The organism is Aquabacter sediminis (assembly GCF_028863665.1).
Lineage (GTDB): Bacteria > Pseudomonadota > Alphaproteobacteria > Rhizobiales > Xanthobacteraceae > L1I39.
Genome location: NZ_JARBFX010000012.1, coordinates 72,140 through 96,779 on the forward strand (window position 1 = coordinate 72,140; position 24,640 = coordinate 96,779).

Below are 24,640 nucleotides of genomic sequence, written 5' to 3' on the forward strand. Positions count from 1 at the left end.
GGTCATAGCTCAGTTGGGAGAGCGCTTGAATGGCATTCAAGAGGTCGGCGGTTCGATTCCGCCTGGCTCCACCACTTTCCAGTCCCAACGCGCTGACGGGGCGCTGGTGCCGATAGGCACGCTTCCCGGCTGGCGCGACGTTTCCAACGGGTCCGCAAGGGCCCGTGGCCCGGTGGGGTCATAGCTCAGTTGGGAGAGCGCTTGAATGGCATTCAAGAGGTCGGCGGTTCGATTCCGCCTGGCTCCACCACTTCTCCCCACTCTCATGGAAGACAGGTCGCGCCGGCGCTGACGGGCATGAATGGGGGCGCCTGAGGGCTCTCTCATCCCTGAACGGCCGCGCTTGGGCGCGGCCGTCTTGCTTGTGGGGCAGCTTGGGATCCTGTGGTGCCGCGACTCAGCCGGGTGGCAGGGCCGGCATGAAATGGAGCTCGCTGCCTGCCACGAAATGCTCCGACACCTCGCCGGCAAACACCTCGCCTGCCGCAATGGAGAGCTTCATCACCGGCGCCCCCGGCTTCAGGTTCAGCTTGTCCAGGCGCACCCAGAAGGTGTTCGGGCGGGTGGCCGAGTCGAAGTAATAAACCTTCTCCTTGTGGTCGCAGATGGTGCGCCAGATGGTGGAGGAGATGTTGGGCTGGTCAGGCGTGGTGATGCCCAGCGGGACGCTGACCGCGCGCTGGAGGCTTAGCACCGAGGCGAGCGCCTGGTGCGCGAAGTTCTGGCCCGGCACGCCGGCCATGTATTGCGGCTCGGGCTTGCGCGGAATCGCCTCCAGATAGAAGGCGGCGCGGGCGAAGCGGTCGGCGGCACGGTTGGTGCCAGGCAGAAAGGCCAGGCCGCCGATGCTCTTCCAATATTCCACCAGGGCCAGCTGCTGGTCATAGGTGGGCGAATTGGTCATGACCGTGTAGGCGGGGCCATGGTGGATGACGAGCTTGCCACCCACATATTCCAGGATGGCCGAATCGCCCGTGGCATCTGAAAGGGCGAGGTGAAGGGTGGTCTGTACGCCGTTGGGCAAAGGCGGAGCGAGGAGGTTGAAGGTCTCCCGCTGAAACTCTTCCACTGCCTCCGCCACCGTGGCGAAGCTATCGAGGGCATATTGCGCCCACAGCGAGATGGACAGGAACGGTCGCCCGGCCACCGCCGCGGCATATTGGCTTTCCACCAGATAGAGGGCATTGGCCACCAGGCCCGCCTCGTTCATCCCGTCCGGCGTTCCGATGTCATAGCCGGCGGCGATGACGCTTCCATACTTCGACGTCCAGCGCAGGGAATCAGGGCCTGCCGCGCCGTCGCGGGAGATCCCGGCAGGAAATGCCCACAGATTTGTGCGCATGTCCTCCTTCCAGTCCATGTTCCGTCCGGTGATGACGATGCCTTCGTCAGAGACGAACAGGGTCCTGGTGCACATGGTGCGCTCTCCTTACGTAACCTGCCGCTTTTGGGGCGGACCAGGTGACGTTAGGGGGATTGGCGCGGCCTGTCAGCCCGGCGCGCGGCGCAGCGGTGCGGGGCGCCCGGTGATGGAGCGCACGAGGGAGGTCTTCACGCTCGCCACATGCTCGCGCATCAAAAGCTCGGCCCGGTGAGGCTCCGACATGATGATGGCGTCATAGATGCGGTGGTGGTCGTCATGGCGCCGCCGCACGTCCAGGAGCTCGAACGAGACCACGTTGCGGTGCGAGGATTGGGGCACCGACTGGCACAGCCGCACCATGTCGCCGAGCATACGGCAGCGGGCGGCCTGGTGGATGGTGTCGTGGAAGGCAAAGTTGATGGCGCCGTAGGAGATGCGGTCGTTCTCGTTCAGGTCGCCCTTGGCGAGCAGGGCGTCCCCATCCGCCAAGGAGCGCTCGATGGCGGCGCGCTCCTCTTCCTTCAGGCCCCGTTCGGCGGCAAAGCGCGCTGCCAGGGATTCCAGCATGGCCCGGATCTCGTAGGCGTCGACGATCTCCGATGTCAGATATTTGCGCACCGAATATCCGCGATTGGGCGCATATTCGAGCAGCCCCTCGGAGGCGAGGGTCTGGAGCGCCGAGCGCACGGGCGTGCGCGACACGCCGAGCCACTCGGAAAGGCGGACCTCATGCATGCGCACCCCGGCCTCGAACGTTCCCGACAGAATGGCGGCGCGGATGCTGTCGGTCACCGACAGGGATCGGGTCGGCGCGCGGTCCGGCTCGGAGGGATCGACGAGAATGTCTGACATGGCGTTCCGCATGGGTTCTCCACGACTTTGATACCAGCAGGAGCGATCTCTCCGCAAGGATACAATCGTCGTAGACACTTGCGTTGCACCCAAACCGAGCGCATCGCGTTTTTGCGCTGCGAAATAAGAAAAACTGCTCGATTGCGAGGCAATCGCTGCCTCAGAAATCATCACAAAATGTATACATAACTCGTTGACGAGTGCCAAATTGTATTCATACTTCGGTCATCCCACTCGGGCAGCCGGCGTTCGCTGGCTCCGGGCCGGAGCGGCCTTGGCATCGGCGGCTTTTCGTCGCCCCGGCAAGGCCGCGCGCACCACGCCACAGGGGGAGCGCCAACGTGTTGAAGTCCTTCGATTTCGGTCTGGACGAGGTCCGGCCCGCCGTGGTCGCCATCGATCTGCATCGCGGCCATCTGGATATGGACGTCGCCACCATGCCCACCTCGCCCGAGGTGGCCGAGCGCGTGATCGCGGCCAATGACGTGCTGTTCCGCTGGGCGCGGGGCGCGGGCGTGCCGGTCATCCACCTTGTCACATCCTATCGCGACGAGACGGAAATCCGCGCCAATCCCTTCTGGCGCACCCGTGCCGATGATCCCGCCGCGACCCGCAAGAATGTGCTGCGCCACAATCTGGAGGGTAGCCCCGGCTGCACCGTCATGCCGCAGTTGCAGGCGCCGGGAGACTTCGTCGTGCGCACCAAGAAGCGCTACGACTGCTTCATCGGAACCGACCTTGAATTCACGCTCCGCGCCCACGGCATCAACATGCTGTTGGTCACTGGCGTGAACACCAATTCCTGCGTCCTTGCCACCACCACCGCCGCCAATGTGCGGGACTTCGCTGTGATCGTGGTGGAGGATTGCGTGGACACCATGGACGGCGACGCCCTCCATGCCGCCGGCCTTGCCTGCATCCGCACCGCCTTCGGCTGGGTGATGCCGGCAATGGATGTCATTGCGATCCTCGGCGCGCCCGAAGGCGCCGACGCGCCATGAGCCGCCGCCTCAAGAGCATGGTGAGCGCAGGGCGCCCCGTGCTCGCGGTCAATCCTGGTGGCGTGGCACTGCCGGTGGTGGATGCGCTGGCGGATGCCGGCGTCGAGGCGCTGTTCATCGATTGCGAGCGGACGCCGGTCTCCATTGAGGGGGTCGTGATTCTCGCCCGAGCGGCGCAGGCGCGGGGCATGTCGGCCCTGGTGCGCTCGCCCACCCGCGATCCGGCCTTCCTGACCCGCTATCTGGACTGCCGCATCGACGGCCTCGTCCTGCCCCAGGTGGAGGATGCGGCAGCCTGCGCAGACTTCGTCGCCGTGGCGAAGGCCACCGGGCGTTGCGCCGATCTTTTTCTCGTCGCGCAGATCGAGACTGTGGCAGGCATTGTTGCGCTGGAGGAGATCGCCGCTGCCCCGGGCATCGACCTCATCCTCATCGGTCCCAACGACCTGTCCCATTCCATGGGCTTTGCCGGCGATGCCGGCCACCCGGAAGTGCAGCAGGCGGTTTCGGAGGTGGCCGAGAAACTCGCCGCCCTCGGTCGCCCGTTCGGCCTGCCGGTCAATGCTGCGACCGCCGGGACCTGGGTCGGCCGGGGCGCGCGCCTTCTTTATTCGGGGCTCGCCCCGCTGCTGTCCCCCTCGATCGCCGCGCTCCGGGAGGCCGCGTCGTAACTCCCCGAGGCCTTTTCCACGTCCCCGTTCCAGTGAGGTAAACATGCCCACTCTGCCCCGTGACCGTGCCCCCTATTCCGCCATTGTCGATCGCCCGCCGCTGAAGCTGCCGGGCAATGCCCGCGTGGTGCTGTGGACCATCGTCAATCTGGAGGTGTGGGACATCGGCCGCCCCATGGCGCGCCAGGCCCTTTCGCCGCCGCAGGGCGTGCCGCTCCTGCCCGACGTCCCCAATTGGAGCTGGCACGAATACGGCATGCGGGTGGGCGTGTGGCGCTTCTTCGACCTGTACAAGCGCCTGGGCATCCGCCCAACCCTCTCCATCAATGCCCGCGTCTGCGAGGATTATGAGCGGGTGGCGGCCGAGGCGCGCGATGCGGGCTGGGAATTCATGGGCCACATGTATGACCAGCAGCCCATCCACAAGGTGGAAGACCAGCGCGGCACCATCTTCAAGTCCATGGACGTGATCGAGAAGTTCACGGGCAAGCGGCCCATCGGCTGGCTTGGCCCGGGCCTGACCCAGACCTTCGAGACGCCCGAGAACCTGGTGGATGCCGGCGTCAAATATATCGGCGACTGGGTGTGGGACGACGAGCCCTGCGAGATCTCAACCGCCTCCGGCCCCCTGGTGACGCTGCCCTACACGGTGGAGCACAACGACATCCCCATGATGGCCATCGCCAATCATGAATCGCCTTATTGGCTTCAGCGCTTCAAGGATTCTCTCGACCGCCTGCACATGGAAGGCGGAGATCGCGCCAAGGTCCTGGCGGTGGCCATCCATCCCTACATTTCCGGCCAGCCCCACCGCATCAAGTATCTGGAGGCGGTCTATGAGTATGCCCGCAGCCGCGGCGACGTGCTGATGTGGAATGGCGAGGAAATCTACGACTGGTACCAGGGCGTGAGGGGCAAGTGAGCGGTTCCGTGAACGCGGTCGAGCCCGGCCAGTCTGCCTTCGTCGTCCCGGCCCCGGAGGTCGTCAGCCTCCCCGTGGCCGGGCGCGCCGAGCGCTTTCCCGTTCGGCGCATCTATTGCGTCGGGCGCAACTATCTCGCTCATATCCGCGAGATGAAGGAGGCTGAGGACGAGCGCGACCCGCCCTTCTTCTTCCAGAAGCCGCGCGATTCCATCGTGCCGGACGGAGCCACCGTGCCCTATCCGGCGGATACCACCGATTTCCAGTACGAGATCGAGCTGGTGGCGGCGATCGGGAAGGGCGGCGTGGACCTCTCGGTGGAGGCGGCCCGCGATCACATCTTCGGCTATGCGGTGGGCATCGACCTGACCCGCCGTGACCGCCAGCGGGACTGCCGCGACAAGCGCCTGCCCTGGGAGGCGGGGAAGGCCTTCGACCTCTCCGCGCCCTGCGGCGAGGTGCACCCGGCAAGCGTCATCGGCCATCCCGATCGGGGCGCTATCACGCTCGCCGTCAACGGTGCGCTGACCCAGAAGGGCGACCTTGGCGAAATGATCTGGAACGTGCCGGAAATCGTCGCCAACCTCTCGCGCTCCTATCGCCTGGAGCCGGGAGACCTCATCATGACCGGCACGCCCGCGGGCGTCGGGCCGGTTGAGCCGGGCGACGTGATCGTCGGGCAAGTCGAGGGCGTTGGTGCCCTCACTCTCACCATTGCCGAAGCCGGGGCCTGAACCATGCTTCCCACCGAGCGCATCGCCTATTCCGCCATCACCGAGCGCCCCCGCCTGACCTTGCCCGACGGCAAGCGCATGGCGGTGTGGATCATCGTCAATGTGGAGGAGTGGAACCCGAAGGAGACCATGCCGCGCACGGTGCTGACCCCGCCGGCGGGCGGTGCGCCCATGCCGGACATCCCCAACTGGGCCTGGCACGAATATGGCAACCGCGTCGGCTTCTGGCGCATGCTGGAGGTGTTCGACGAGTTCGAGGTGCCCGCAGCCCTCGCCATCAATGGCTCGGCCATCGCCGCCTATGAGCCCATTGCCCGCGCTGCCCGCGACCGCAAGTGGGAGTTCATCGGCCACGGCTTCAGCCAGAAGAACATGCAGAAGGTGGAGAACGAGCGCGAGGACATCGCCCGCACCACCAAGGTCATCACCGACTTCGTCGGCAAGCGCCCGCGCGGCTGGCTGGGGCCGGGCCTGACCGAGACCTGGGAGACACCCGACATCCTGGTGGAGGAGGGCTATTCCTATGTGTGCGACTGGGTGCTGGACGACGAGCCGGTGGTGCTGAAGACCCGCACCAAGCCGATCCTGAACGTGCCCTACACCCAGGAATGCAACGACGTGGCCATGATGCTGATCCAGCATCACAAGGCCTCGGAATATTTCGACCGGGCCTCCGACCAGTTCGACCAGATCCACCACGATGCCCGTCATTCGGCGCGCGTGATGGCCATCGTGGTGCACCCGTACATCATGGGCGCGCCGCACCGGCTGAAATATTTCCGCAAGATCGTTGAGAAGATCGCCTCCTACGAGGACGTGGCCTTCATGACGGGAGAGCAGATCGCCGACTGGTATCTGGCGCAGCGCCCGAACGCGCTCTCCGAGGCGGCCGAGTGATGGGTGGCTGGGCCTTCCATATCCTCAACGGGCTGACCTTCGCGGCGCTGCTTTTCATCGTCGCGTCGGGCTTCACGCTGATCTTCGGCCTGCTGCGCATCGTCAACCTGGCCCACGGCGCGCTCTATCTGGCGGGCGGCTATATCGGCTACACGGTGGCGGCGACGCTCGGGGCCGGCTTCGTCGTCGGCTGTATCGCCGCCATGGCCTGCGTGGCGCTGGCGGGCTTTGCCCTCGACCAGGGGCTGCTGCGCTTCGTGCGCGGCTTCGAGCTGCGGCAGGTGCTGCTGACGCTGGGTGTCGCCTTCATCATCAACGACATGCTGCTGGTGGTGTTTGGCGGCGACACCTTCACCATGCCGACGCCCGTGCTGCTGCGCGGGGCGGTGAACATAAACGGGCTGTTCTACCCGAAGTACCGGCTGTTCGTGCTGGGCCTTGGGGTGGTGATGTTCATTGCGCTGTGGCTCCTCCTCTACAAGACGCGCCTCGGCGCGCTGATCCGGGCGGGGGTGGATGACCGCGAGATGATCGAGGCCATGGGCATCAACATCCGCCGCATCTTCCTGCTCACCTTCATGCTGGGCTCTGCCTTCGCCGGCCTTGGCGGCGCGGTGGGCGGCGCCTTCCTGACCCTTTATCCGAGCGCGGACGCCGAAATCCTCGTGTTCTCGCTGGCCGTGGTCATCATCGGCGGCTGCGGCAGCCTGGTCGGCGCGGCGGTGGGGGCAGTGATGGTGGGGCTGCTCAATTCCATCGGCCAGGTCATGTTCCCGGAATTCGCCTATTTCGTCATCTTTGGTCCCATGGCCCTGATCCTGGCCTTCCGGCCGCTCGGCCTGTTCGGGAGGGCGGCATGACCAGCCTGATGGCTTCCTCCCGCGCCGCCCGGCTCGGCGGCCTCGCGGTTCTGCTGGGCGCGATCGCGTTCGCGCTCGTGCCGCTGGTGGCGCCCACCTACCAGGTGAGCATCTTCACCGAGATCCTCATCTTCGCCGTACTGGCCATGGCGGTGGATATTCTGGCCGGCTACACCGGCCGCACGCCCTTGTGCCACGGCGCCATTTTCGGTGTGGCCACCTATGTGACCGTCTATTGGCACACCAATGTGAGCGACCATCTCATCGTCGCCATGGCGGCGGGTGTGGTGGCGGCGACCCTGGTGGCGGCGGTGTTCGCGCTGCTCGCCATCCGCACCTCGGGCGTCTATTTCCTGCTGCTGACCCTGGCGCTCGGCATGATCGTGTGGGGCGTGTGCCTGCGTTGGACGGCGGTGACCGGCGGCGAGAACGGCCTGCGCGGGAGCCTGCGCCCCGGCCTGATCGCCGACCATGTCCATTTCTATTACCTGGTCTTCGTGGCGGTCGCCGTGGTGGCCTTCGCCATGTGGCGCTTCGTGCGCTCCTCCTTTGGCCTGACCCTGCGGGGCATTCGCGACAGCGAGAGCCGCATGCGGGCGCTCGGCTACAACGTCTCGCTCCACCTCTTCGTGGCCTTCACCGTGTCGGGCTTCTTCGCCGGCATTGCCGGTTCGCTCTATGCCCTCTTCAACGAGTTCGCCAGCCCCTCGACCGTCGCCCTCTCCCAGTCGGTGGAAGGGCTCCTGATGGCGGTGGCGGGCGGCATCGGCACGCTGTTCGGCGCCTTCATCGGAGCGGGCGTGGTGATCGGGCTGGAGAATTTCGCCAGCCTCTACACCGAGCGCTGGATGAGCGTGCTCGGCCTCATGTTCGTGCTCACCATGATCTTCGCGCCCGAGGGCATCCTCGGTCGCGTGCGGGACTTGCTATCGCGCGGCCGGCGCTGAACCGGCCCGCCAATCACAACACACCAGAAGGAGCGGGTTATGGATCGCAGGACGTTTCTGAAGACCTCCGTTGCCCTCGCCGCCACCGGCGTCGTGGCCAGTCCCTACGTGGCCCGGGCGCAGGGCGCGCCCATCAAGATCGGCCTCATGGCGCCCCTCACCGGCGTCGTCGCCTCCGGCGGGCGCGAGATGGTGGATGGCTTCAACATGTATTTCGAGAGCGTGGGCGGCGAGGTGGCCGGGCGCAAGGTGGAAGTGGTGGTGGAGGACGACGCCTCCAACCCTGACACCGCGCTCCAGAAGGCCCGGCGCCTCGTGGAGCAGGCCAAGGTCGACTTCCTGTTCGGCAACCTCTTGGCCAATACCGGCCTTGCGGTGGCCAATTATGTGAAGGGCAACGGCGTGCCCTATTTCATCCCGATCATCGCCGCCGACGATCTGACCCAGCGCGCCCGCATCAAGAATGTGATCCGGGTCGCCGGCTATACCGCCAGCCAGTTCCCCCGTCCGCTGGCCGACTGGGCGCTGAAGCAGGGCTATAAGAAGGTAGCCACCATCAGCCAGGACTACACCTTCGGGCATGAGCAGTGCGGTGGTTTCTGCCAGACCTTCACGGAAGGCGGAGGCCAGGTGCTCGGCCAGTTCTGGCACCCGCTCAACACCTCCGACTTCAGCCCCTATCTCGGCCAGATCGCCAATCTCGGCGTCGACTGCGTGTTCGCCATGGAGACGGGCGCCGACGCCACCCGCCTCATGCAGCAATACGCCAATTTCGGCCTGAAGGGGCAGATCCCCATGCTGGGGGCCATGAACCTCACCGACCAGTCGGTGATCCGCACCATGGGCGATGAAGTGGACGGCATCGTCTCCGCCGCCCATTTCGCTGAGGGCTCCGATGTGCCGGTGACCCAGGCCTTCGTGGCGGAGAATGTGAAGCGCTACGGCAAGCTGCCCTCGCTCTACGGCTTCTCAATGTATTCCGGCGCCATGTGGGTGTCCGAGGCGTTGAAGACCATCAACGGCAATGCGGGCGACAAGGATCTCCTGATCGATGCCGTGATGAAGACGACGCTGACCGGCTCGCCGCTCGGCAAGCCCGTGAAGCTGGACGCCTATGGCAACCCCATCTACGACGTCTATATCCGCAAGGTCACCAAGGCCAAGGACGGAAAGTACTGGAACGTTCCGGTGACCACCTACCCGAACGTGTCTCAGTTCTGGACCTACGACCCCGAGACCTATATGAAGCAGCCGCCTTACTCGCGGACCTTCCAGGGCATCAAGAAGTCCTGATCGCGCTTCCGCGGGCCGGCACGGCAACTGCCACCGCCGGCCCAGGAAGAGGCCCCCGCGCCCGAAAGCCCTGACACGGGCGCGGGGGCCTTCCTCCCCTCCGATGCCGTTTCGGAACTGAAAGGCAGTTCGGGCCGTGAGCCATCTTCTCGACCTCGATCACATCACCGTCCGGTTCGGCGGGCTCAAAGCGGTGGACGACGTGTCCATCCGCGTGAAGGCCGGCGAGCGGCGGGCCATCATCGGGCCCAACGGCGCCGGCAAGACCACCTTGTTCAATGTGATGACCGGGGTGGTGCGCGCCGCGTCCGGCACCATCTCCTTCGATGGCGCGGACGTGACTGGCGAGCCGGTGCACAAGCGCGCCGCGCGCGGCATGAGCCGCACCTTCCAGATCACCAACCTCTTCCCCCGCCTGACGGTGGAAGAGAACATGCGCCTCGCGTTGCGCGGCCTCTCGCCCCGCAAATTCTCCCTGTTCGATAGCGGCGCGCTGACCCCCGACGAGGAAGCCCGCGCCCATCGGGCCCTCTCCCTCTCCCGCCTCCAGGAACGGCGCGGCGCGCAGGTGCGGGAAATGTCCTATGGCGAGCAGCGCCAGCTGGAAATGGCCATGGCGCTCGCCGCCGAGCCCAAGCTCCTGCTGCTGGACGAGCCGGCGGCGGGCCTCTCGCCGGCCGAGCGCGTGATCGTCGCCGACGTGATCCGCTCACTGCCGCGCGAACTGACCCTCGTCCTCATCGAGCACGACATGGACCTCGTGCTGCAACTGGTGGACTACGTGACCGTGCTCAATAACGGCAAGCTGCTGGTGGAAGCCCCGCCCGGCGAGATCCGCGACAATCCGGACGTCCAGGACGTCTATCTCGGCAAGGCGCGCGCCCATGCTTGAGGTGCGCGACATCCACTCCTATTACGGCGACGCCCATGTGCTGCACGGGGCAAGCCTCAGCGTGGGCAAGAGCGAGGTTCTGGCCCTGCTCGGCCGCAACGGCATGGGCAAGACGACCCTCATCCGCTCCATCATGAACCTCTCCCCGCCCCGGGTGGGGGAGGGGGATGTGATCTGGAAGGGCCAGTCCATCAAGGGCGTTGCCCCCCACGAGATCGCCAAGCGCGGCATCGCCCTGGTGCCGCAGGGCCGGCGGCTCTTTCCCTCGCTCACCGTCACCGAGCACCTCACCGTGCTGAAGGCGGCGAATGTGCGCGAGGGCTGGACGGTGGCCAAGGCCTTCGAACTGTTTCCTCGGCTCGGCGAGCGGCGCAGCCATTACGGCAACCAGCTTTCCGGCGGCGAGCGGCAGATGCTGGCGGTGGCGCGGGCGCTGATGATCGATCCCGAGCTGATCCTCATGGACGAGCCCTCCGAGGGCCTGGCCCCGGTGATGGTGCAGCATTTGGAGGCCATCATCGCGGAGCTGAAGCAGGCTGGCCTCTCCATCCTGCTGGTGGAGCAGAATCTCTACAGCGCGCTGGCGGTGGCGGACCGGGTGTCCATCCTGGAGACGGGACGGATGGTCTATGAGGCGGACGCGGCCACCGTCGCGGCGGACCCGAAGGCGCTCACGCGCTTCCTCGGCGTGCATTGAGGGGCGGCCATGGCGACAGACGACATCCCCACCGACCATATGCGTGCCTTGATGGCGGAGTGGAACGGCGTGCATCTTGAGCCCGCTCTTCTGCCGCCTCTGCGAGCGGTGGCGGCCGCCATGAACGGCGTGGTGCGGGCGACGGCGGATGCCCATCTGCCCTTTGATTCCGCGCCTTGGAGTTTTGAGACCCTGAAGGCGCAGTTCCGTGCCGCCGAGCCCGCCGCCGAGGCGGGGGAGGAGCGGGCATGAGCGCGGTTCATGAACTGGGGGTGGTGGAGACAGCCGAGGCCGTGGCGAGCGGCGCGGTGAGTGCCGAGGCGGCGGCCAAGGCGGCTTATGACCGCCTCGCGACGCTGGGTCCGCGCTTCAATGCCGTGGTGCGGCTAGACCTGGAATTCGCGCTGGAAGCCGCCCGCGCGGTAGATGTGGCCCGCGCCCGCGGCGATGTCCTGGGTCCGCTCGCTGGCGTGCCCATGGCCCATAAGGACCTGTTTTACCGCGCCGGCCGCCCCTGCTCCGGCGGCTCCATCATCCGCAAGGATGTGGTGCCGGATGAGACCGCCGTGGCGCTGGAGCGCCTGGATGCGGCGGGGGCGGTGGATCTGGGCACCCTGCACCTCGCCGAATTTGCCCTCTCGCCCACCGGCTACAACATCCATTACGGCCATGGGCGCAACCCGTGGAGCCTCGACCATTGCTCGGGCGGCTCCTCCTCCGGGTCCGGGGCTGCGGTAGCGGCGCGGCTCGTGCCGGCCGCGCTCGGCTCCGATACGGGCGGTTCCATCCGCCACCCCTCCGCCATGTGCGGCCTGACCGGGGTGAAGCCCACCCACGGCCTGGTGCCGCTCGCCGGTGCCATGCCGCTTTCGCCCAGCCTCGACACGATCGGTCCGCTCGCCCGCAGCGCGCGGGATGCGGCGCGGCTCCTCTCCGTCATCGCTGGCCCGAGCCCCCGCGATGGCGCCAGCCTCTCCGCCCCCGTGCGGGACTATGAGGTGGGGCTCACCGGAAATCTGTCCGGCCTCACCATCGCCGTCCCCCAGGATTATTACCGTCCCGCCGCCACGCCGGAGGTCCTCGCCCTTCTGGACGAGGCCGTCGCCGCCTTGCGGGACCGGGGCGCGCGGATCATCGAGACGCGGATCGGCGAGGATATGGGCGGCATGGCCTATGTGAACGCCGCCATGCAGGTGCTCATGTCGGTGGAGGCGGCGACCCTTCATCGGGCCTATATCGAGGCGCGTCCGCAGGATTATGCCCCCCAGGTGCTCGCCCGCATCCTGCCGGGGCTCGCTTATCCCGCGCTGCGCTATGCCGAGGCGCTGATGATGCGGGCGCGCGCCTGTGCCGCCTGGATCGCCGGCGCCATGGGGGAAGCCGACATGGCCGTCCTGCCCACCTTGGCCGTGCCCGTGCCCACCATTGCCGAGACCACCGAAGGGGCGCCGGAAGCGGTGGCGGCGGCGCTCGGCCGCGTCACCCATTGCACGCGGGGCCTGAACTATCTCGGCCTGCCGGCGGTGGCGGTGCCCTGCGGCTTCACCGACGGCACCTTGCCGGCCTCGTTCCAATTGGTGGGCCGTCCCTTCTCGGAAGCGCTCCTGCTGCGGGCGGCGGATGCCTACCAGCGGGTGACCGACTTCCACACCCGCGTCCCGCCCGGCTGCGGGATCGCCTGAGCCGGTCGGCGAAGCGCCCGTCTGGGCCTTCGCCGCGACATCCCCACCCCCCTGTCCCGCGCGCCGAGCCTCGGCGCCGCGCAAGAAGAGGACGTCCCCATGCGCGTCGACCTGCACAGCCACGCCATCCCCCGCACCATCGTCGAGGCCATCGCCGCCGACGGAAAGGGGTTTGCCGCCCGCATCGAGGGCGCCGAGGGCAATCGCCGCATGGTGCACGACCAGGGCTATGTCTATCCGCTCTTCGACGAGTTCCTGGACCCCGCCGCCAAGCTCGCCGCCATGGACCGCAAGGGGCTGGACCTGTCGGTGGTCTCCACCGCCCCGCCCATGTTCTATTATTGGGCGCCCGCCGAGCTCGCCGCGAAGGCCGCGCGCCTCGTCAATGACGGCATCGCGGAGTTCGTCGCCGCCGCCCCCGACCGGCTGCGGGGCATGGCCTCCGTGCCCATGCAACATCCAGAATTGGCGGTGGCCGAGCTGGAGCGGGCGGTGAACGAGCTGGGCTTCAGCGCGGTGGAGATCGGCACCACCATCGAGGGGGTGCAACTGGCCGATCCCCGCTTCCGCCCCTTCCTGCGCCGGGCCCGGGAATTGGATGTGCTGGTCTTCATCCATCCCTATTATGTGGGCTCGAAGGCGGGGCTGGAGGATTATTACCTCACCAACCTCGCCGGCAATCCGTTCGACACCACGCTCGCCATCTCCCACCTCATCTTCTCCGGCGCGCTGGACGAGCTGGCGGGCCTGAAGATCCTCGCCGCCCATGGCGGAGGCTATGCGCCCTACCAGATCGGGCGCTTGGAGCATGGCCAGAAGGTGCGGGCCGAGCCGAAGGTGAAGACCACCACCTCGCCCAAGGCGCTCCTGAAGGCCCTTTACTTTGACACCGTGCTGTTCGACGCCCAGGCGCTGCGCCACCTCATCGACGTGGTGGGAGCCGATCATGTGTGCCTCGGCACCGACGCCCCCTTCGACATGGGCGACGAGACCCCGCTCGCCAGCCTCGACGCGGTGGAAGGCCTTTCCGAGGCGGAGCGGGACCGGATCGGGGCCGCCAATGCGCTCGCCTTGCTGGGCGAGGGCTGAGGGCGCCCGCGTCCGCTGGGGGGCACGGCCTGCGCCGCCTCTCGATGAGCCGCGCCGTACCACGGCGCGGGCGGAGCCATAACATTTTCGCCCATCGGCACAACCAACGCGGGAGAGGGGCATCTGCCGGGCCTGACGCATGAGCGGTGGCCTTGACCGTGGGCCTCGCCTATTCTGCGGCGGTCTCCGCGGGGTGAGACGGGTGATGAGCTCCGGATTGATGCAGAATGGCAGGCGCGGGGAGGCGCGCTCCGATCGCCGGCGATTGATCGCCCTGGGAGCGTGCGCCGCCGTGCCGGTGGTTCTGTTTGGCCTGACCGCCTGGTGGGACTATTCCCGCGAGATGCGCGCCGCCCGCGCCGAGGCCATGGCCGGCGCCTATGTGATGGCCGAGCAGGCGGATGCGGTCTTCTCCACCGTGCAAGTGGTCCTGGAGCAGGTCGACCAAGCCCTCGATGACCGTCCCGTGAGCGCCGTGCGGGCGGACAAGCACACCCACAAGCGGTTGGCCGAGTTGCAGCGCCGCTTCCCCTATATGGACTCCATCTTCCTGGTGGATGCGGATGGCTATGTGGCCGCCTCCAGCCGGTCCTTTCCCATTCCCCCCTATGATGTGCGGACGCGCGAATATTACACCGCCGGGAAGGCGGGGCATGAGGGCCTCCATTTCTCGCTACCCTATCGCGGGCCCTTTTCCCGCTCGGTTTCCTTCGCCGCGAGCCGGCCTCTCCAGCGCGAGGGGGCATTCGGTGGCGTCGTGTCGGTGACGATCTTCCCGGAATATTTCCACACGCTCTATCGCAACTCCGCCCGGACCGGCTCCAGCGTCACAGCCGCCTTGGTGCGGCCCGACGGCACCGTGATCTTCCGCTCGCCCGATGCCCGCACCGCGGGGGAGGTCACCCCGCCGCTGCCAGGACTGGAAGAGACGCTGAAGCATCAGGAATCCGGCATTCTCACGGACTTTGTCTTTCCCGATCGCTCGCGCGGCATCGCCGCCTTCCGCACCCTGCCCAATGCACGAATTGCGCTTCTCTACGCCTTGAACGAGGATGACATCCTCGATGAATGGTATCGCCGCACGACCGGCTACGGATTGGCGGCGCTGGCGAGCAGCCTTGCCTTCCTGATCGCCTTCAGCCTTGCCGGCCGGCGGCGGGATCTGGAGGACGAGTTCGCCTGGCAGGCCGCCGAGACGGGGCCGGCGGAAAGCCTGGTGGTGGCCGAGCGCCTGCCAAGCCTGGGCCTGCGCGGCCTGGACACCATACTGTCGCTGGTCCTGAACACGCTGGCGGTGAGCCGGCGCCATGCCAGCGAAGGACCGGGGCCCGACCTCGGGGATTCATTGGAGGGCGCGTCCCATGGCGTCGAGGTAGCGCAGCGTCTCGTTGCCACCTTGCGGAGCCGGGGCAACCAGGCCCGGATCGTGAACATGGCCCTGGCGCTGGAGGATCTGCGCAAGCTATTGCTTGGCGCCGTCTGGCCGCGCCTGTTCGTGCAGCTTCCGCCGAGCGAGCCGCTGCTGGATGTATTCGTCGATCCCGCACGGTTCGAAGTCGCCCTGGTGGACCTCGTGCTTGGCCTGCGGGAGATGGGGCCGTCCGGATCGCGTCTGGTTGCCATCCCGGACCGTCGCCAGGTGCGCACCGCGACCGCGGCGCCGGTCCCCGTAGGTGATTATGTCTGTGTGGAGTTTCGCCTCACAGGCGAGGAAGGGACTGTGCGGGATGCCAGCATGCGAAGCGAGACCCGCCTGCGCCTGGTGGAGAATTTCGCTGAGGCCAGCGACGGGGCTCTCCAGGTGCGCACGCCCGATCCGCAGACGGTGCTGGCCGTGCTCTGGCTCCCCGCCGCCTTGGTGCGACGCGACCCGAGCAAGACATGAGGCGCCCGTCGGCGCGCGGCAGGGGAGGATCCGACCATGAGGTTCGCAGGAGTAATGTTCGGGTTCGCCCTTGTGGCAGTGTTGCTCGCTTCCGGAGCGCTCACGACCGCCGACGCCGCCAACGGGCCGAAATGCCTGGAGAGCGCGGGCTTCAAGGTGGCCTATCGGGAGCGCACGCAATCGGTGGGCTCGGACATCGTGGTCCACGCCGCCGCGTCCGGCGCCTGCACGCTGAAGACCGAAGGCGGCTTCAAGATCGGCGGGGCTGATGATGCCTTCTACGTGAAGGGCCTCGCCGGCAGCATCCTGGTGCTGGACGCTGGCACCGGCCCCGACCGGCAGCTGCGCCTTTATGATCTGGCTGCGCGCCGAACGGTGCTGACCGCCGATTATGACGACGACCAGCCGCTGGACGTGAAGCCCGGTTCCGTCACCTTCTGGGAGGTGGGCGGCACCGCCGATGCCTCCAACTGCAAGGACTTCGCCAGCATCAAGGCCAATGGCCTTGAGCCCGCGCTGGCGCGCCAGGTGACCGTGCGCCTGCCCGGCCTCGAGCGGGGCGCGCCGGGGCCGGCACGCTGCATCGCCCGGCAGTGAGGGCAGGGGCCAAGGTCAGCGCTCGGTCAGGAAGGTCAGGAGCACCGTGTCGCCCTCGCCGGTGAGACACAAGAAGCGGTGCACCTTGTCGCTGCGGTCGCGCTGGATATAAGCCTCGCCCATCAGCACGTTGCGGATCTTGGTGTTGCCCACGGCAAGATCCGCCTCGGCGATGGTCAGGCCGTCCATGTCGATGAAGATGTCTTCGATGGAAGGCGAACGCTGCTTGAGGATGGTGAGCGCGCGCTCCTTGCAAGCGAGCGCCAGGTCGGTCTCCTTGGTGCCGGCTGCCGGACCTGCGGGCACGGCCGGCTCGGTCTTGACGGTGGGCGTGCTGGGTTTCGAGGCCGCGCCCGGCGCTGCCGGGGGCAAGGGGACGGGCCCCGTGGGCGCGGCATTCTGGGCGGTTTGAGGGCTCGGCGCCGCCCCGGCCGGCAGGGATGCCAACGGCGCGCCGAGAAGAAGGGCCAAGCCAAGGGCTCGGCGAAGGGAACGGCCAGTGGCGAAGGGGCGGGTCACTGCGCGAGGGGGCATGGCGGGAGCGGGCATGGCGGTCTCCGGTCGTTGGTCGCGAATGCAACGCCAGAGCCTGCTGTTTTGTGCCCGCTCTTCCCTTAAGCGGTGCGCTGGTGCACGTGGCCCCCGCACCGGGAGACACAGTCCTCAGTCCTCGTCGCGATCTTCGCCGTCGCCTTCCTCGGTCGCGTCGTCCTCGTCCGAGGGGGCGATCAGGCGGTCGAGGCAAGCCATCAGGTCGTCGCCGATGGCTTCCACATCCTCCGGGCTGAGATCGGGATCGCAGGGCAGCACGAAGCGTTGGTCGCCCTCGTCGGTGCTCACATCCAGGATAAGCGCGCTGGGCAGCCCTTCCGGATGAAGGAAATTGATCCTGAGGCCGGTGAGGATGGAGGCGATGATGTCGTCGGCCATGGCAGGCTCCGTTGGGTGGAGAAAAAAGGGATCAGCCGCGCAGCGCGGAAAGCAAGCGGTCACCGTAGAGGATGAGGAGCACGCCGCCCATCACCAACGCTGCGCCGAGGCTGCGGGCCGCGGTGACCTGACGCTCCATCAGGCCCAGCAATCCGAAATGGTCGACAGTGAGAGAACAGGCGATCTGGCCTGCGATCACCAGCGCCAGGAGCCCGGCAAGGCCGATGCGCGGTACCAGGAAGACCGATCCCAGAAGATAGGCCGCCCCCAGCAGCCCGCCGGAGAGTTTCCAGAGCGGCTGGCGCGGCAGCGCCGCCACCGCCGCCGGCAACCCGCCGCCGAACAGGGCGATGACGAGCAGGAAAACCGTGCCCACCACGAAGGAGACGAGTGCCGCCATCAGGGGCCCGCCGCCCAGCGACAAAGCGAGCTGGTTGTTGACGGGTGCCTGGACGGCGATGCAGGCGCCGATGGCAAAGGCCAGGGCCGGATAGAGAAAGGTCATGGCGCGTCTTGAGGCGGGCGGGAATGTGGTTCGCCCCTTCCTAGAGCATTTCCGGGCAAAGTGGGACCCGCTTTGCGTGTATGGAATGCGCCAAGACAAAGCCTTGGATCGCTTCAGCGTTTCCATGCCACTTTAAGGCGATCTGGCATCCCGCACCACGATCCGCGCCCCTGGCATCGCCGCTCGGCGCGGATGGATGCCGACCGGCGCGGGCGCCTCAGCGCGTCATCACTTCCACTTCCTGGTCCTTGCCGGCCTCCACCTTGAACTCGCGGCTGATGGTGCGTCCATCCTTGCGGGCGAAGGCCACATAATCGCCTTCCGTCAGCACGAAGACGGGGAAGGCGCCGATGGATTCCTTGATGGTGTCGCCGCCGGGCGTGGTCACCGTCCATTGGGTGTCTGGCAAGGCATTGCCGCCCTTCTGGGACACCAGCTTGAGGGTGACCTGTGCCGCGCGGTGGTGAACGGTGGCATCTGTCAGCTTGCCGGCCTGGACGGTCACGTCGGCGCGCACCACCGCATTGGCGTCCCCATAGGAGGAGACCACGTGATAGGTGCCCTCCGGCAGCAGCACCACCTCGCCGGCATTGGCGCCGCGATAATAAGGCTGGCTGGAGGCGCGCCCCTGGAGGAAGGAGCCCTCGAAAATGTCGAAGGTGACCTTCTGGCCGGGAATGGGCTTGTCGTCCACGTCCGCCTGAAGCCGCAGGCCGCCGGCAGGCAAGTTGAAAGCCTCGCGCCGGGACACCGACCCCACCTGGACGCGCTGGGCGGTGACTGCAAGCCCGTAGCTCACATGGAAGATGTAGCCGCCGGGGTCGAGGAAGAAGACTGGATAGGGGTCGGAGCTTTCCGCCACCAGCGGAAAGGCGCCGGAGGCTTCCGGTGTGTCCGCGAAGACACGCCACTGCACACCGCGCGGAATGGGCGGTCCTTCCGCGCCGAAGCGGGCGAAGGCGCCCAGCGCCACCTTTCCGGCGGGCGGCTGGGGCAAGGTGGCGTGGGGCTCGTTGCGCTGGCCCTGGGTGTTGCGGGCGGGTGGCGGGCTGAAACTGCCGCCGGGGGCGCCGGGCGGCGGGGGGGCCGGATTGAAGCGCTCGGCGGGCATGCCTGCGGGCGGACCGAGAAAGGGCATCACCTGGGCCGACGCTGCGCCCGGGAGCAGGGCGGTCACGAGGGCGATGCTGGCGGTCAGGCCTCTCATCGCGGCGCGGAAGGCATGGTCGAGACGAAGCATGACCGGTGACGTGCCCCGAAACCGTGACGGATTCAAGTCGAAGCCGCGCGCCCTGCCAACCTTGGGCGCGAGAGGTGTCTTTGGCCCGTTGGGCGGGCGTGATAGAGGAGGCCCCGATTGTTCGCTGAAGGTTGCCGCCATGACCGACACCATTGCCCTGCTGCTGACCCGCCGTTCCACCCGGATCCTGGATCTGGCGGAGCCGGGTCCTTCGGCGCAGGACCTGGAGACGATCCTGACCATCGGCGCCCGCGTGCCCGACCATGGCAAGCTTGCGCCCTGGCGCTTCATCGTCTTCGAAGGTGAGGGGCGCGCGCGGGCCGGCGCGGCGCTGGCGCAGGCCCTCGCCGAGACCGACCCCGAGGCTTCCGGACGCCGGCAGGAGGAAGAGCGCGGCCGCTTCCTGCGCGCGCCGCTGGTGATCGCTGTGGTGTCGCGGGCGACGACCCATGTGAAGATTCCCGAATGGGAGCAGGTGCTCTCCGCGGCCGCCTCGGCGCAGAACATGGTGATCGCCGCCACCGCGCTGGGCTATGGCGTCAACTGGGTCACGGAATGGCCGAGCTATGAGCCCAAGGCACGGGCCGCGCTGGGGCTGGAGCCATTCGAGCGCATCGCGGGCTTCCTTTATGTGGGCACCGCCACGCAGAAGCTGGAGGACCGCCCCCGGCCGCCCCTCTCGGAGGTCGTGACGCGCTTCTGACCGGCGGAGGACAGGGCCATGGGCGCAGCGGACCGGCCACGGGGCGAGATCGCCAAGCAATTGATGCTGGCCGCGCTCAGCGTGGCCCGGGGGGACAATCCCATCCGCCGCATCCGCAAGGCGCTGCGCCTGCTTTCGGTGGCGCCACCGGCGGCGGTGCGTGCCGACCGCGATCTGCTGGACGTTGGCTTCCGGGCCGTGCGCCTGCCCTCGCTGGCAGAGGCGCCAGGCCCCACCTGCCTGTTTGTCGCCTTCGCGCCCGACGGGCGGATCTGGGACCACACCCTGCGCTATTGCGCCGACCTGCGGCGGCTTGGCCTGAAGGTGGTGCTGATCGCGGTAACCGATCGGCCCGACCTGCAATGCCGCGATCCGGGGGCCGAGGTCGCGGACGCGCTGGTGGTGCGGGAAAACCATGGCTACGACTTCGCCGCCTGGGCGGCCACCTTGCGTTACATGCCGGAGCTCCTGGAAGCGCCGGACCTTTGGTTCGCCAATGACAGCGTCTACCATGCCTCCGACGCCCTTGAGGCGCTCGTCGCCCGCATCCGGGCCGGCACGGCGGATGCCTTCGCGCTGACCGAGAGCCTGGAAATCCAGCCGCATTTTCAAAGTTATTTTTTCGTGCTGCGCGCCCCCGCTTTGGCCGCGCCTGCGGTGCGGGCCTTCTGGGCCGCCATCGCCTCACGCGGCGACAAGAATGAGATCATCCGCGACTATGAGGTGGGCCAGCGCGCCATCCTCGAAGGCGCGGGACTGCGCGTGGACATCCTGTTCAAGGACAAGGGCGCGCATCGCAACCAACTCCAGCTCGGCTGGCGCGAACTCCTCGCGGAGGGGTTCCCCTTCGTGAAGGTGGAGCTGCTGCGCGACAATCCCTATGGCGCGGACCTTGCCGGCTGGCGCGAGGTGCTGGCCGGCGCCGGTTTCGACGTGCCGGAGATCGCCTTCCACCTGGGCGCACGGCCGGATGGGGCGGCGGGGCTGCTTGAGCTGCGATAGACGCCCAGCTCACATGCCGGAGGGCTGGCCCTTGCAGGGCAGGGACCGCTCGGTGGGCATGTAGACGACGATGTCCGGCTTGAAGCGGTCGATGGCATCGGCCTCGAACTTGCACGACGAGTGATGCATCCAGCCGAATCGGCTGGTGCGGGCCGCCAGCAGGCGTGGCCAGAAATTCTGGGTGAAGCTGTCGCCGATCACCAGGATGGACGGCCCGGAATGGCCGGTCGAAAAGGCATAGGGCTGGAAGGGGTCGCTGTCGGGCCGCTCCGGGACCAGACCCTTCAGGGGTATCAGGCCTGGCGGCGCCTTCAGGCGCTCCTCATAATCGCTGTCGCCCGTGGCCTTGGATTCGCCGAGGATCCGCGAGAGGTCGCCGGTGGCCGCCGGCACAAGGGGGCCGTTTGCCTCCTCAAGCGGGATGGCCAGCTCAGGCCGGCCGGCCGCCGACATCGCCGCATTGAAGGCGAGGACGGCGCCGAGCTGCGTCCAATGGGTGTCGGTGCGGCGATAAATCTGCCCGCCCGCAGTGCGCGCCGCCTCAAGGATGGGGCGCAGGTCCACAAAGGTGACGCCGTTCTGCGGCAGGCGCTCTGAGACGATGTCCAGCTCCGTGGGATGATGCATTTGCGCCCGCGCCCACCCCGGCAGGCGCCCGGGCAGCATGGTGGCCCCATTGGGCGGCACAGCCACCACCAGCGTGATGCCCTGCGCCTTCAATCGCGTCTCCAGGCGCGTGACCACATCGACGAAGTCGGCGATGGGCTTGGAGCGCACCAGGAGGCCCAGCGACTGCTCAAGCGTCTGGTCGCCGGTGAAATAGAGTTGGCCGCCATCTCCCACCACCACGGGCCGCGACCGCGTGGAATGGGTTGCGCGCGCATAGGAGGCATTGGCCGCCATCACCAAGCCCCGGAAGCCGAAATGGGCGTTGATGAAGGGGTCGAGCCCTTCCGTAGCGCGGATCCACCACTTCTCCTCCACCTTGGTCACCGGCCGCACGGGTCCCGGCAGGTCCGGCAGGAAAAGGCCGAGGGTCGGCAGGGCGAGGATTGCCGCGAACAGGACCAGCCACCAGCGTCGATAGGCGAGGAGGAGGGGCATGATCTAGAACCGGAAATACAGGAAGGGGCTGTAATTGGCCGCCCCCACGGTGATGAAGGACAAGGCGAACAGGGCGAAGATGACCAGCGTATCCACCAGCCCATAGATCGCGACCCGCGCGCGCGGCGAGAGCGGACCGCCCTTCATCAGCGGGAGGCCCCACATGGAGAGCGGCCAGGCCAGGATGAAGATGACGAGGGTCACCGGCTGCAGTGCGCCGCGCATGGACGCATCGAGCCCGCCCCAGCCATTCAGACCCGCAAGGCCAGCAAACATGTCGAGGGCATGGGGCAGGGACAGGGCGCGGAACCAGACCCAGCCGGTCAGCGCCACCAGCAGCACATAAGCATGGGCGAGGATGCGCGGTGCCCGCTTCAGCGCCCGTCCGAAAGGGGTGCGCTCCAGCACCAGGAAGGCGCCGTGATGGGCGCCCCAGATCACGAAGGTCCAGCTCGCCCCGTGCCACAGGCCGCACAAGAGAAACACGGTCCACAGATTGAGCGCCGTATGCAGGTGGCCGCGCCGGTTTCCGCCCAGCGGAATATAGACATAGTCCCGGAACCAGCTGGACAGGCTCATGTGCCACTTGCGCCAGAAGTCCGTGATGGACAGCGCCCCATAGGGCAGGTTGAAGTTGCGCGGGAAGCGCAGGCCCATGGCCAGCGCGAGGCCAATGGCCATGTTGGAATAGCCGCCGAAATCGAAATAGATCTGCAGCGCATAGGCAGCGACCCCGAGCCAGGCGGTGACGAAATTGGGGTTGGTGGTCTGGTCGAAGGCGATGGCGGCCAGCGGTGCCACCTCGTCAGCGATCAGCACCTTCCAGGATAGCCCGATAACGAAAATGCGCAGTCCCGCCGCCACCCGGCCTGGCGTGGTGCGCCGGTCGCCGATGAAATGGGCGATGGTCGAATAGCGCACGATGGGGCCGGCCACCAGTTGCGGGAACATGGTGATGTAGACCGCGATCTCCTCGAACCGATTGTTGGCCCAGGCTTTTCCGCGATAGATGTCGACCAGATAGGAAATGGCGTGGAAGGTGAAGAAGGAGATGCCGAGCGGCAGCTCCGTATGGATCACCGGCAGCGCGAGCCCTGTGGGCTCCAGCAGCACGTTGAGATTCTCCGCCAGGAAGCCGGCATATTTGAAGAAGACGAGGCCGGCGAGATTGAGCGCCACCGCCACCGCGAGGAGCGGCAGGCGCCGCAGCGGCGGGCGCGAGCCGATGAGGAGGGCGAACAGGTAGTTGCCCACCATGGAAACGGCCAGCACCAAGAGATTGGCGATCCCGCCCCAGGAATAGAAGACGAGCGAGAAGACCAGAAGGACGAAGTTGCGCGTCCTCAGGCCCGGCACTGCAAAATAGCAGACCAGGAAGGCGGGCAGGAAGTAATAGAGGAAGGTGACGGACGAGAAGACCATGGGACAGGGACCGGGCGCGGCGTCGTCTAAAAGACGAACTGCTCGCGCAGGATGCGCTCTTCCAGCCCGTGATCGGGATCGAATAGCATGTCGATGCGCGAGCGGGTGTCGAGCCGTGCGGTCACGGCCACCACGTTGCGCACCTCGAAATGATCCGCCACCGCGCTCACGGGGCGCTTGTCCGCCTCCAGCACCGCGATGTCGATGCGGGCCTTGTCGGGGATCAGGGCACCGCGCCACCGGCGGGGGCGGAAGGGGGAGATGGGGGTGAGAGCCAGGAGCGCCGTGCCCAGTGGCAGGATGGTGCCATGGGCGGAGAGATTATAGGCGGTGGAGCCGGCGGGCGTCGCGATGATCACGCCATCGCAGATCAGTTCCTCCAGCCGCACCCGCCCATCGATGGAGATGCGGAGCTTGGAGGCCTGGTAGGTCTGGCGGAACAGGGCGACCTCATTTATGGCGGGGGCCTTGTGGCGTACGCCCGCCATGTCAACCGCCTCCATGATGAGGGGATGAATGACCACGTGCTGGGCGGCCGCGAGGCGCTCCACCAGATTGTCTTCCGAATAGGTATTCAGCAGGAAGCCCACCGAGCCGCGATGCATGCCATAGATGGGCACGCCCCGGTCGCGGGCAGCGTGCAAGGTCTGGAGCATCAGGCCGTCGCCGCCGAGCGCCACGATCACATCCGCCTGGTCCGGCGGCACACTGCCATAGCGGGCGATCAGGCGCTCCCGCGCGCTCTCGGCTTCCGGGGTACGGGCGGCCACGAAGGCGATCTTGTTCAGAGTCGACAGGGGGGTGTTCATCAGGACGGTCGCGCCCGCAGGTCCTTTCGGTGCGCCCCGTGCAGACGCTCCGTCTTCGTAGCGGGCCGCGCGAGCCTTGTCGAGGCGCCCCGCCCGCGCCATCCTCGCCCCGCCGTCGGCGGGCCGGCGAGCCTAGGGGAGGGCGCATGCCGAACGACCTGAAGATCGTCTATTCCACCTTCCCTTCCGTCGCCACCGCGGAGGCGGCCGCCCGGCAATTGGTGGAGCGGCGCCTGGCCGCCTGCGGCAACATTCTGCCGGGTCTGATCTCCTTTTATGAGTGGGAGGGCGCCATGGAGCGGGCGGAGGAGGTGGTGCTCCTCCTGAAGACCCACACCGGCCAGGTGGCGCCACTGATGGACGCCTTGCGTGCGCTCCATCCCTACGAGGTGCCGGCTATCCTTTCGCTTGACGTGGAGGTGGCGGATGCGCCCTTCGCCGCTTGGGTGCGGGCGCAAACGGTAGATGCGGCAAAAGATTAGAGGTTGCCCCCGGATCTCTCCTGAGGTGTCCTAGCGGTAGGTCAAGCCAGAAAAGAGGTGG

General features: G+C 67.2%; 27 protein-coding genes and 1 tRNA gene. 19 read left to right on the forward strand and 9 right to left on the reverse strand.

The window, feature by feature from the left end:
* The first annotated feature begins 174 nt into the window (after positions 1 to 174).
* Positions 175 to 250 (forward strand) — tRNA-Ala (locus tag PV781_RS20405).
* Between the two features lie 147 nt (positions 251 to 397).
* On the opposite strand, the gene PV781_RS20410 is transcribed toward PV781_RS20405, so the two are convergent.
* Positions 398 to 1,417, reverse strand: a complete 1,020-nt coding sequence (locus PV781_RS20410) for a linear amide C-N hydrolase (protein WP_274777465.1) — start codon at positions 1,415 to 1,417, stop codon at positions 398 to 400.
* A gap of 72 nt (positions 1,418 to 1,489) precedes the next feature.
* A complete protein-coding gene (locus PV781_RS20415; protein WP_274777466.1) occupies positions 1,490 to 2,227 on the reverse strand; it encodes a GntR family transcriptional regulator in 738 nt (245 codons plus the stop codon).
* A gap of 329 nt (positions 2,228 to 2,556) precedes the next feature.
* Here PV781_RS20415 and PV781_RS20420 point away from each other — a divergent pair, with 329 nt between their 5' ends.
* The 15 genes from PV781_RS20420 (at position 2,557) to PV781_RS20490 (ending at position 16,382) form a co-directional block, all read left to right on the forward strand.
* A complete protein-coding gene (locus PV781_RS20420) occupies positions 2,557 to 3,216 on the forward strand; it encodes a cysteine hydrolase family protein (RefSeq protein WP_274777467.1) in 660 nt (219 codons plus the stop codon).
* Complete coding sequence (locus tag PV781_RS20425) at positions 3,213 to 3,887, forward strand: HpcH/HpaI aldolase family protein (RefSeq protein WP_274777468.1); 675 nt, start codon at positions 3,213 to 3,215, stop codon at positions 3,885 to 3,887. Before PV781_RS20420 ends, PV781_RS20425 begins: the two co-directional genes overlap by 4 nt.
* 43 nt (positions 3,888 to 3,930) lie before the next feature.
* Entirely contained in the window at positions 3,931 to 4,809 is an 879-nt protein-coding gene (locus PV781_RS20430) for a polysaccharide deacetylase family protein (RefSeq protein WP_274777469.1), read from the forward strand.
* The gene (locus PV781_RS20435) at positions 4,806 to 5,543 is read left to right on the forward strand and encodes a fumarylacetoacetate hydrolase family protein (protein WP_274777470.1); all 738 of its coding nucleotides are present in this window, start codon (positions 4,806 to 4,808) and stop codon (positions 5,541 to 5,543) included. Before PV781_RS20430 ends, PV781_RS20435 begins: the two co-directional genes overlap by 4 nt.
* A 3-nt stretch (positions 5,544 to 5,546) precedes the next feature.
* Complete coding sequence (locus PV781_RS20440) at positions 5,547 to 6,440, forward strand: polysaccharide deacetylase family protein (protein WP_274777471.1); 894 nt, start codon at positions 5,547 to 5,549, stop codon at positions 6,438 to 6,440.
* Positions 6,440 to 7,300: a branched-chain amino acid ABC transporter permease gene (locus tag PV781_RS20445; protein WP_274777472.1), complete on the forward strand. Its 861-nt coding sequence runs from the start codon at positions 6,440 to 6,442 to the stop codon at positions 7,298 to 7,300. The genes PV781_RS20440 and PV781_RS20445 overlap by 1 nt, the downstream gene beginning before the upstream one ends.
* The gene (locus tag PV781_RS20450) at positions 7,297 to 8,247 is read left to right on the forward strand and encodes a branched-chain amino acid ABC transporter permease (RefSeq protein WP_274777473.1); all 951 of its coding nucleotides are present in this window, start codon (positions 7,297 to 7,299) and stop codon (positions 8,245 to 8,247) included. Before PV781_RS20445 ends, PV781_RS20450 begins: the two co-directional genes overlap by 4 nt.
* Before the next feature lie 39 nt (positions 8,248 to 8,286).
* Entirely contained in the window at positions 8,287 to 9,540 is a 1,254-nt protein-coding gene (locus tag PV781_RS20455; protein ID WP_274777474.1) for an ABC transporter substrate-binding protein, read from the forward strand.
* A gap of 136 nt (positions 9,541 to 9,676) precedes the next feature.
* Entirely contained in the window at positions 9,677 to 10,432 is a 756-nt protein-coding gene (locus PV781_RS20460; RefSeq protein WP_274777475.1) for an ABC transporter ATP-binding protein, read from the forward strand.
* Positions 10,425 to 11,129, forward strand: a complete 705-nt coding sequence (locus PV781_RS20465; protein ID WP_274777476.1) for an ABC transporter ATP-binding protein — start codon at positions 10,425 to 10,427, stop codon at positions 11,127 to 11,129. The genes PV781_RS20460 and PV781_RS20465 overlap by 8 nt, the downstream gene beginning before the upstream one ends.
* 9 nt (positions 11,130 to 11,138) lie before the next feature.
* Positions 11,139 to 11,381, forward strand: a complete 243-nt coding sequence (locus tag PV781_RS20470) for a hypothetical protein (protein ID WP_274777477.1) — start codon at positions 11,139 to 11,141, stop codon at positions 11,379 to 11,381.
* A complete protein-coding gene (locus PV781_RS20475) occupies positions 11,378 to 12,811 on the forward strand; it encodes an amidase (RefSeq protein ID WP_274777478.1) in 1,434 nt (477 codons plus the stop codon). Before PV781_RS20470 ends, PV781_RS20475 begins: the two co-directional genes overlap by 4 nt.
* Before the next feature lie 99 nt (positions 12,812 to 12,910).
* Positions 12,911 to 13,900, forward strand: coding sequence for an amidohydrolase family protein (locus PV781_RS20480; protein WP_274777479.1), 990 nt, complete (start codon positions 12,911 to 12,913; stop codon positions 13,898 to 13,900).
* A 205-nt stretch (positions 13,901 to 14,105) separates the two neighbouring features.
* Positions 14,106 to 15,785 (forward strand): hybrid sensor histidine kinase/response regulator, encoded by a 1,680-nt coding sequence (locus PV781_RS20485; protein WP_274777480.1) that lies wholly within the window; start codon positions 14,106 to 14,108, stop codon positions 15,783 to 15,785.
* A gap of 36 nt (positions 15,786 to 15,821) precedes the next feature.
* Entirely contained in the window at positions 15,822 to 16,382 is a 561-nt protein-coding gene (locus tag PV781_RS20490) for a hypothetical protein (protein ID WP_274777481.1), read from the forward strand.
* 15 nt (positions 16,383 to 16,397) lie between these two features.
* Here the strand turns inward: PV781_RS20490 and PV781_RS20495 are convergent, their stop codons facing one another.
* The 4 genes from PV781_RS20495 to PV781_RS20510 form a co-directional block, all read right to left on the reverse strand.
* Positions 16,398 to 16,853, reverse strand: coding sequence for a hypothetical protein (locus PV781_RS20495; RefSeq protein ID WP_274777482.1), 456 nt, complete (start codon positions 16,851 to 16,853; stop codon positions 16,398 to 16,400).
* A gap of 192 nt (positions 16,854 to 17,045) precedes the next feature.
* Positions 17,046 to 17,312, reverse strand: coding sequence for a hypothetical protein (locus tag PV781_RS20500; protein WP_274777483.1), 267 nt, complete (start codon positions 17,310 to 17,312; stop codon positions 17,046 to 17,048).
* A 31-nt stretch (positions 17,313 to 17,343) separates the two neighbouring features.
* A complete protein-coding gene (locus PV781_RS20505; RefSeq protein WP_274777484.1) occupies positions 17,344 to 17,817 on the reverse strand; it encodes a DMT family transporter in 474 nt (157 codons plus the stop codon).
* A gap of 217 nt (positions 17,818 to 18,034) precedes the next feature.
* Positions 18,035 to 19,057, reverse strand: coding sequence for a hypothetical protein (locus PV781_RS20510; RefSeq protein ID WP_274777485.1), 1,023 nt, complete (start codon positions 19,055 to 19,057; stop codon positions 18,035 to 18,037).
* A 139-nt stretch (positions 19,058 to 19,196) separates the two neighbouring features.
* Here PV781_RS20510 and PV781_RS20515 point away from each other — a divergent pair, with 139 nt between their 5' ends.
* Positions 19,197 to 19,760, forward strand: coding sequence for a nitroreductase family protein (locus tag PV781_RS20515; protein ID WP_274777486.1), 564 nt, complete (start codon positions 19,197 to 19,199; stop codon positions 19,758 to 19,760).
* Between the two features lie 18 nt (positions 19,761 to 19,778).
* Positions 19,779 to 20,762 (forward strand): rhamnan synthesis F family protein, encoded by a 984-nt coding sequence (locus tag PV781_RS20520; RefSeq protein ID WP_274777487.1) that lies wholly within the window; start codon positions 19,779 to 19,781, stop codon positions 20,760 to 20,762.
* A 9-nt stretch (positions 20,763 to 20,771) separates the two neighbouring features.
* Here the strand turns inward: PV781_RS20520 and PV781_RS20525 are convergent, their stop codons facing one another.
* From PV781_RS20525 to PV781_RS20535, 3 genes are read right to left on the reverse strand one after another with little or no spacing between them, the layout of a single operon-like run.
* Positions 20,772 to 21,866: an alginate O-acetyltransferase AlgX-related protein gene (locus PV781_RS20525; protein ID WP_274777488.1), complete on the reverse strand. Its 1,095-nt coding sequence runs from the start codon at positions 21,864 to 21,866 to the stop codon at positions 20,772 to 20,774.
* Positions 21,867 to 21,869: 3 nt separating this feature from the next.
* Positions 21,870 to 23,288 carry an MBOAT family O-acyltransferase gene (locus PV781_RS20530; RefSeq protein WP_274777489.1) on the reverse strand — a complete coding sequence of 473 codons (1,419 nt, stop codon included), beginning with the start codon at positions 23,286 to 23,288 and terminating at the stop codon, positions 21,870 to 21,872.
* 26 nt (positions 23,289 to 23,314) lie between these two features.
* Positions 23,315 to 24,097 carry an NAD kinase gene (locus PV781_RS20535; RefSeq protein ID WP_274777490.1) on the reverse strand — a complete coding sequence of 261 codons (783 nt, stop codon included), beginning with the start codon at positions 24,095 to 24,097 and terminating at the stop codon, positions 23,315 to 23,317.
* 146 nt (positions 24,098 to 24,243) lie between these two features.
* Here PV781_RS20535 and cutA point away from each other — a divergent pair, with 146 nt between their 5' ends.
* The gene (gene cutA, locus PV781_RS20540) at positions 24,244 to 24,579 is read left to right on the forward strand and encodes a divalent-cation tolerance protein CutA (RefSeq protein ID WP_274777491.1); all 336 of its coding nucleotides are present in this window, start codon (positions 24,244 to 24,246) and stop codon (positions 24,577 to 24,579) included.
* Positions 24,580 to 24,640 lie beyond the last annotated feature (61 nt).

What these genes read in the sequence shown, in the direction of transcription:
- PV781_RS20410 (WP_274777465.1), bottom strand. Translation starts at nt 1,417, where the DNA reads ATGTGCACCAGGACCCTGTTCGTCTCTGACGAAGGCATCGTCATCACC.
- PV781_RS20415 (WP_274777466.1), bottom strand. Translation starts at nt 2,227, where the DNA reads ATGCGGAACGCCATGTCAGACATTCTCGTCGATCCCTCCGAGCCGGAC.
- PV781_RS20425 (WP_274777468.1), top strand. Translation starts at nt 3,213, where the DNA reads ATGAGCCGCCGCCTCAAGAGCATGGTGAGCGCAGGGCGCCCCGTGCTC.
- PV781_RS20430 (WP_274777469.1), top strand. Translation starts at nt 3,931, where the DNA reads ATGCCCACTCTGCCCCGTGACCGTGCCCCCTATTCCGCCATTGTCGAT.
- PV781_RS20440 (WP_274777471.1), top strand. Translation starts at nt 5,547, where the DNA reads ATGCTTCCCACCGAGCGCATCGCCTATTCCGCCATCACCGAGCGCCCC.
- PV781_RS20445 (WP_274777472.1), top strand. Translation starts at nt 6,440, where the DNA reads ATGGGTGGCTGGGCCTTCCATATCCTCAACGGGCTGACCTTCGCGGCG.
- PV781_RS20450 (WP_274777473.1), top strand. Translation starts at nt 7,297, where the DNA reads ATGACCAGCCTGATGGCTTCCTCCCGCGCCGCCCGGCTCGGCGGCCTC.
- PV781_RS20455 (WP_274777474.1), top strand. Translation starts at nt 8,287, where the DNA reads ATGGATCGCAGGACGTTTCTGAAGACCTCCGTTGCCCTCGCCGCCACC.
- PV781_RS20465 (WP_274777476.1), top strand. Translation starts at nt 10,425, where the DNA reads ATGCTTGAGGTGCGCGACATCCACTCCTATTACGGCGACGCCCATGTG.
- PV781_RS20470 (WP_274777477.1), top strand. Translation starts at nt 11,139, where the DNA reads ATGGCGACAGACGACATCCCCACCGACCATATGCGTGCCTTGATGGCG.
- PV781_RS20475 (WP_274777478.1), top strand. Translation starts at nt 11,378, where the DNA reads ATGAGCGCGGTTCATGAACTGGGGGTGGTGGAGACAGCCGAGGCCGTG.
- PV781_RS20480 (WP_274777479.1), top strand. Translation starts at nt 12,911, where the DNA reads ATGCGCGTCGACCTGCACAGCCACGCCATCCCCCGCACCATCGTCGAG.
- PV781_RS20485 (WP_274777480.1), top strand. Translation starts at nt 14,106, where the DNA reads ATGAGCTCCGGATTGATGCAGAATGGCAGGCGCGGGGAGGCGCGCTCC.
- PV781_RS20490 (WP_274777481.1), top strand. Translation starts at nt 15,822, where the DNA reads ATGAGGTTCGCAGGAGTAATGTTCGGGTTCGCCCTTGTGGCAGTGTTG.
- PV781_RS20500 (WP_274777483.1), bottom strand. Translation starts at nt 17,312, where the DNA reads ATGGCCGACGACATCATCGCCTCCATCCTCACCGGCCTCAGGATCAAT.
- PV781_RS20505 (WP_274777484.1), bottom strand. Translation starts at nt 17,817, where the DNA reads ATGACCTTTCTCTATCCGGCCCTGGCCTTTGCCATCGGCGCCTGCATC.
- PV781_RS20510 (WP_274777485.1), bottom strand. Translation starts at nt 19,057, where the DNA reads ATGCTTCGTCTCGACCATGCCTTCCGCGCCGCGATGAGAGGCCTGACC.
- PV781_RS20515 (WP_274777486.1), top strand. Translation starts at nt 19,197, where the DNA reads ATGACCGACACCATTGCCCTGCTGCTGACCCGCCGTTCCACCCGGATC.
- PV781_RS20520 (WP_274777487.1), top strand. Translation starts at nt 19,779, where the DNA reads ATGGGCGCAGCGGACCGGCCACGGGGCGAGATCGCCAAGCAATTGATG.
- PV781_RS20525 (WP_274777488.1), bottom strand. Translation starts at nt 21,866, where the DNA reads ATGCCCCTCCTCCTCGCCTATCGACGCTGGTGGCTGGTCCTGTTCGCG.
- PV781_RS20530 (WP_274777489.1), bottom strand. Translation starts at nt 23,288, where the DNA reads ATGGTCTTCTCGTCCGTCACCTTCCTCTATTACTTCCTGCCCGCCTTC.
- PV781_RS20535 (WP_274777490.1), bottom strand. Translation starts at nt 24,097, where the DNA reads ATGAACACCCCCCTGTCGACTCTGAACAAGATCGCCTTCGTGGCCGCC.
- cutA (WP_274777491.1), top strand. Translation starts at nt 24,244, where the DNA reads ATGCCGAACGACCTGAAGATCGTCTATTCCACCTTCCCTTCCGTCGCC.